This is a genomic window from Mycobacterium sp. (assembly GCF_032162605.1).
Classification (GTDB): Bacteria; Actinomycetota; Actinomycetes; order Mycobacteriales; family Mycobacteriaceae; genus Mycobacterium.
This window is the reverse complement of sequence record NZ_JAVROT010000415.1, coordinates 1-5464: the sequence shown is the minus strand read 5'-3', so window position 1 is coordinate 5464 and position 5464 is coordinate 1. Positions and strand designations below refer to the sequence as shown.

Here is a 5464-nt window from a genome sequence, read left to right as displayed (position 1 = left end):
TACGACCGCAAGGACGGCCAGCAGGTCACGATCCCGTGCGTGACGATCTTTCACACCGACGGGGCTGGCAAGATCGACGACTACCGCGTGTACTTCGATTCGACGCCCATCTATGCCTGACGGTGGGACACGGACTGGTTCCCGCTATCAGCTTGCCGACAAGTCGGTTTGGCGTGTCGGCTATGGCGCGATGCAGCTGGCCGGAGACGGCGTCTTCGGCCCACCGCGCGATCGTGACGAAGCCATCGCAGTCCTGCGTGCCGCCGTCGACGCCGGGGTTGATCACATCGACACCGCCGAGTACTACGGGCCCAGGGTCGTCAACGAATTGATTCGGGACGCCCTTCATCCCTATCCTGAGGGTTTGGCGTTGGTGAGCAAGGTGGCAGCCCGGCGCGACGATTCGGGAGCCGTGCTGCCCTATGACGATCCCGATCAGCTGCGCGCGGGCATACACGACAACCTGAAGACCCTGGGGGTCGAGCGACTCACCGCCGTCAACCTGCGGGTAATGGACAACGGCGCACCCGATGCCCGGTTCGTCGATCAGCTCGGCGCGCTGATGACGGCCCGAGACGAGGGACTGATCGGCGGAATCGGGATCAGCAACGTCAGCCGCGAACACCTGATGCGGGCGCTGGAGATCACCGAAATCGTTTGTGTACAAAACTTCTTCAATCTCGCGGCCCGACAGGGCACGCCCATCTTGGATGAATGCAATGCACGGGACATCGCGTTCGTGCCGTTCTGCCCGTTGGGTCATCCGCGCACACAGCGCGATGCGATCGTGAGCAACCGGGTCGTCACCCGCGTTGCCGCTGCCCACGATGCGAGTGCCCCTCAGGTCGCTCTCGCGTGGTTGCTTGCCATCGCGCCCAACGTACTGCTGATTCCGGGAACGCGGACCCGCACCCACCTCGCCGAAAACCTCGGCGCGGGTGACGTGTGGTTGGACGATCGGGAGATTGCCCGCCTCAACCGAGAATTCGACTGACATGTGTCCTTCGAGCCTCCGGCAATCAAACATGACAAGGACTAGGAGATCTGGATGAACCTGGCACTGTAAATTATCGCGAGCGTGCTGGCGGTCGTATTCGCCGCAAGCGGTTTGATGAACAGTTTGTGCCCAAAGACAAACTCGTCACATCGGGCCAGGGCTGGGCGCAGGACGTCAGCCCGACCAACATCCGGTTGATCGGACTCGCCGAGATACTCGGCGCCTCGGGCTTGTCCTGCCGGCTGCGGTGCACATCGCCCCGATCGTGGTTCCGCTGGCGGCGGTCGGGCTCGCACTGGTAATGGTGGGCGCTGTCGCGGTGCACACTCGGCGCAAGGAAACGATGAATGTCGTGGTCAACGTCGTACTGATCGCCCTGGCCGTCTTCGTAGCCTGGGGCCGTTTCGGGCCGTATTCGTTTACGTTGTAACGACATTCCGCACATCGACCCCGACATTGATCATGACGATGCCCGCGGTGGTGCTCACTGCAAACGGGCAGATCACACTACAAGACCGGCCACGTCCGACGCTGCGACCCGACCAGGTACTGGTCGAAGTCGAGCTGTGCGGCATTTGCGGTAGCGACCTGCACGCATCGCAGCTGCCGCAGGTGTACCGCGGTGGCTGCATCCTCGGACACGAGTCCACCGGCCGGGTCGCGGCAGTTGGCGACGGCGTCGCAGACTGGGCGGTAGGCCAGAGGGTTGCGGTCAACCCCAACGGCAACGTGGACGGCACTTGCGCATACTGCCGGTCGGCGCGTCAAAATTTCTGTCGGCAAGCCACTTTGGAGACGGCGCGGGGCCTGCAAGCCGACGGCGCGCTGGCACCGGTGATGGCCGCCTTCCCTGGCCACCTGCGTCGAATCCCCGACGATCTGGGAACTCTCGAGGCCGCCTGGGTCGAGCCCACGGCCACCGCATTGCGGGCGGTGAAACTGGCAGGGGAGCTCGCCGGGCGGACGGTGTTGGTGACCGGCGGAGGCCCAATCGGGCAGCTCGCCTGCAGGCTCGCCCACCTCAGCTCTCCCGCGCAGATCCTGCTCAAGGAGATCACCGTGCGGGGGTCGTACATCTATACCGACGAGTTCGATCGCGCGATCGACCTGCTGGCCACCCGGCAAATCGCGGTCGCAGATCTCACCACGGTCATCAGTCCACTCGCCGATGCGCTGACTGCCTTCGACGCGCTGCGCGCCGGGCAAATCATGAAGGCCCTCATTGCACCGGGCAACCATCAACCCCGCTAAACCGTGAAAACCAACGAAGAAGGAGAATCTCAATGACAAAGCTCGCCATCATCTACTACTCAGCCACCGGACACGGCACCACGATGGCCCAACACGTTGCCAATGCGGCCGAAGAGTCCAGCGCTGAAGTACGTCTGCGCCACATCGCCGAAACCCTCGACCCCGCATCGTTCGCCCAAAATCCCGCCTGGACGGCCAACTACCACGCCACCAAGGATCTGCCCGCCGCAAGCGGCGACGACATCGTCTGGGCCGACGCGGTCATCTTCGGCTCACCGACCCGATTCGGCTCTCCCGCAAGCCAATTTCGCGCCTTCATCGACTCACTGGGCGGGCTGTGGGCGCAAGGTCAGCTGGCTGACAAGGTCTACGCCGGGTTTACCTCATCGCAGACAGCACACGGCGGTCAAGAAACCACTCTGCTGAGCTTGTACATCTCGTTGATGCACTTCGGCGGCATCATCGTGGCGCCGGGTTATACCGATCCGATCAAGTTCGCCGACGGCAACCCATACGGCGTCAGCCACATCACCGGAGCCGATAACACGGCGGCGCTCACCGATACCACCACCGCGGCACTGCGCCATCTGGCCAAGCGTGTCGTCGCGATTGCCGGCCGGCTCGCGAGCTAGCCAAGGCACGGAAATCCCGCAACAGCGACAGTCCGCCGCCGCAAGCAGTTTCGGCCGTGTTGTGACACTGACGTGACACCGAACGCCCGTCGCTTGTCGGGGATGCGAATCTTGGCCGTACTGATGAACTTCTCTGAGTGATGAGCTACTGGCTCCGTGTTTTGCGATCGCGCGCTCGTTTCAACGTGCAGTCACGGCGGTCCGTAGGAGCGACGCGATGCACGCAGCCCGCCCCGCGCCGAGTTCGACATCCGGCGGCAGACTGGTGTTGACGAGGCGCTTGGTGTTGGCGGTGGCCCACTTGTCGAGCCGACGATGGCTCGAATCCGAATACGGACCTGTCAGCGGTTCCAGTCGCAGAACGCCACGGAGCCCATCGAGCTCTTCGCGACCTGCTGAGCTTCACCGGTGCCGGTGGAGTCCGCGCCAACAGTGATACTGCAGGTGATCCTGGCCTGCCCGTCGCCCCAAGCTTTGAGGTGCACCTTCGTGATGTCTGGCCCGACGTCGATCCACTCGCCCCACGGAGTCTCTTTGTTCTCCCAAGAGAGCCCGAGCGGCTCGACCTGGATCCTGCCGATCTTGGCACCGGCCGGCCCGTTGATGACGAAGTACGCGTGCGCGACGGCAGGGCGCGATGGGACCGGACCGGCCAAGTCGGCTGGGGGTGGGGACGTCGCCCCGGAAGCCGATGTGCTCGACCCGGCGGGAGCGGTCGCGACGCAGTGGCCGTCGCCACCGGTGGGTTTTTCGGCCACGACCTTGCCGTCCAACTTGATACGACACCCTGGCGAACCGTCCTTGCCGACCACGACCACCTGCAGCAGGGTTTCATCGGTTCCGATGGTGGCGCAGTCGGACCAAGGCAAGCTCACGTCGGTCAGCCGGCCAACGCTGGGGTCGGTGTCGATGGAGTACGCGCTACCGCTATCCGTGACCTCGAACGTGACCGTCCTTCCCGGCGAGCCGAAGCTACTTGTGGAATGGCGAAGGCGGCCACGATGAGGGCGACCGCCGACACCAAGGCAAGAGCCAATCTGATGATGCGAGACATGACGTTGTCCTCCCCTTGAACGACCTCGGCCTTCCCGAAATCTACGTCCCCTCCGGCCAGGAGAAATCGGGTGTTTCCCTACACTTTTGCTGCAACCGACGAGCCTTCACCCGATCACGGTTGATGCCTCCGCTCGCCCACGCCCCGCCCAACTTCCGGAGGGCAACCCCCGCCTACGATTCGATGCTCGGCCCAGGCAGGCCTGTTAGCTACGCGCGCCGGTCGCCGCGATCACGCCCCCGCGCGCCGCGACGAGGGACACTCGATACGCCCCGCCCGTCATCCTCGCCCACCGGTAAGGCTGTCTCGCAATGCGCTTCGACAGGAAGTGGTACGGCGACCGCGAACGCTGCAGACACTGGCGCCAGCGAGTTCTCGTGGGGGCCTGGGCTTGTGCCTCCAGGCGCTGAACACGCCCCACCGCGTGACGGCGGCAAGTACAACGGTCGCTCCCCCGACATGACCGAACCAAGGCGGCGTCGTTATCGCCGTGGCGACCCGCCACCCGGTTACCCCGGCGATCCGATAGCCCTGTGATGGCGGAACCGCATACGGCTGGCGGTGGCCTACGCTGGCAGCCCGCACACGGCTACGGCCCGAGAGGCCGCGAGGCGCAAACCCTAATCGGCCCAATCACAGGGCTTTCCAGCTTAGGGCGCGTTTGTTGGCGCGAGTCTTGCTTCCAGGGCGGGTTCCGGCGCCTTGTTGGAGCAGTTCCTTCGGGTCGGCACCGCCACGGAGCCGTTCGAGCAGATAGTCGGGGTCGATGATGACACCGATCGGGTTCTCGGCGAACGCGCTGCTGAAGAAGAAATCTGCAGTCTTCTGCGGAGTGGGGAAGTTCTCGGTCTGAAATTCCAGCCGGATGCCGTCGGGGTCCTCGTAGTACAGCGAAGTGGTAGGTCCGTGGTTGATGGACCACACTGGGACGATGCCGGCTTCCTTGAGTCGCTCGTAGGTCAACAGCAGTCGTTCCAACGAAGTGAATGTCAATCCCAGATGATCGACTCCGAGAATCTTTCGACGCAGTTTCGCGAGCGGGAACGCGAAGCGCAGAAGTCCGGGCACCTTGGAAAGTGCAAGGCGGTGGCTCTCCCCGTCCCACGTGAGGAAGGCGAGCTGCTTGTCTTCGTGAACGACCCTTGCACCGAAAACGGTCTGATACCAAGCGATCATCTGCTTGCTGCGCCTTCTTGGCCACCAGCTTGCCATCATTGCCGACGATCGCGACGTCGTGATGCCCTTCAGCCCAGTCGATTCCGCAGTAGCAGTTCAATCCAGCACCTCCCTCAATTCGGGTGTTCCATTGGGTCCAGAACCCGGACGGGAACGCGCAGCACCCTACTTACGAGCGTCTCGGGCTTGCCTCCGATGAGCTGTTCGCGATCCCAGCGCACCCGCACGGCGCCGGTCTCAGTCAGAGCTCGAAGGCTCTCGAAAAGATTTGGGGCGTTCGGTCGTGCGAGCGGGCTCGAACCACGAGCAATCCCACCTGCCCCGAACTGGCTCAAGCGAACGACACGCCGACCG

Annotated in this window: 6 protein-coding genes; 4 read left to right on the top strand and 2 right to left on the bottom strand. The window is 63.8% G+C overall.

The annotated features are described in order from the left end of the window. The first annotated feature begins 112 nt into the window (after positions 1-112). From QOI01_RS23555 to wrbA, 4 genes are all read left to right on the top strand, one after another. On the top strand, positions 113-994 hold the full coding sequence (locus QOI01_RS23555; protein WP_526385240.1) for an aldo/keto reductase: 882 nt from the start codon (positions 113-115) through the stop codon (positions 992-994). Between the two features lie 250 nt (positions 995-1244). Then, positions 1245-1427 (top strand): DoxX family protein, encoded by a 183-nt coding sequence (locus tag QOI01_RS23550; RefSeq protein WP_526385238.1) that lies wholly within the window; start codon positions 1245-1247, stop codon positions 1425-1427. Positions 1428-1474: 47 nt separating this feature from the next. Further along, the gene (locus tag QOI01_RS23545) at positions 1475-2248 is read left to right on the top strand and encodes a zinc-dependent alcohol dehydrogenase (RefSeq protein WP_526385237.1); all 774 of its coding nucleotides are present in this window, start codon (positions 1475-1477) and stop codon (positions 2246-2248) included. A 32-nt stretch (positions 2249-2280) separates the two neighbouring features. After that, the gene (wrbA, locus tag QOI01_RS23540) at positions 2281-2880 is read left to right on the top strand and encodes an NAD(P)H:quinone oxidoreductase (RefSeq protein WP_526385235.1); all 600 of its coding nucleotides are present in this window, start codon (positions 2281-2283) and stop codon (positions 2878-2880) included. 341 nt (positions 2881-3221) lie between these two features. Here wrbA and QOI01_RS23535 read toward each other — a convergent pair whose 3' ends face one another. Continuing rightward, positions 3222-3917 (bottom strand): MmpS family transport accessory protein, encoded by a 696-nt coding sequence (locus tag QOI01_RS23535; RefSeq protein ID WP_526385242.1) that lies wholly within the window; start codon positions 3915-3917, stop codon positions 3222-3224. A gap of 650 nt (positions 3918-4567) precedes the next feature. Beyond that, a complete protein-coding gene (locus QOI01_RS23530) occupies positions 4568-5110 on the bottom strand; it encodes a VOC family protein (protein WP_526385233.1) in 543 nt (180 codons plus the stop codon). Positions 5111-5464: the final 354 nt, after the last annotated feature.

What these genes read in the sequence shown, in the direction of transcription:
- QOI01_RS23555 (WP_526385240.1), top strand. Translation starts at nt 113, where the DNA reads ATGCCTGACGGTGGGACACGGACTGGTTCCCGCTATCAGCTTGCCGAC.
- wrbA (WP_526385235.1), top strand. Translation starts at nt 2,281, where the DNA reads ATGACAAAGCTCGCCATCATCTACTACTCAGCCACCGGACACGGCACC.
- QOI01_RS23530 (WP_526385233.1), bottom strand. Translation starts at nt 5,110, where the DNA reads ATGATCGCTTGGTATCAGACCGTTTTCGGTGCAAGGGTCGTTCACGAA.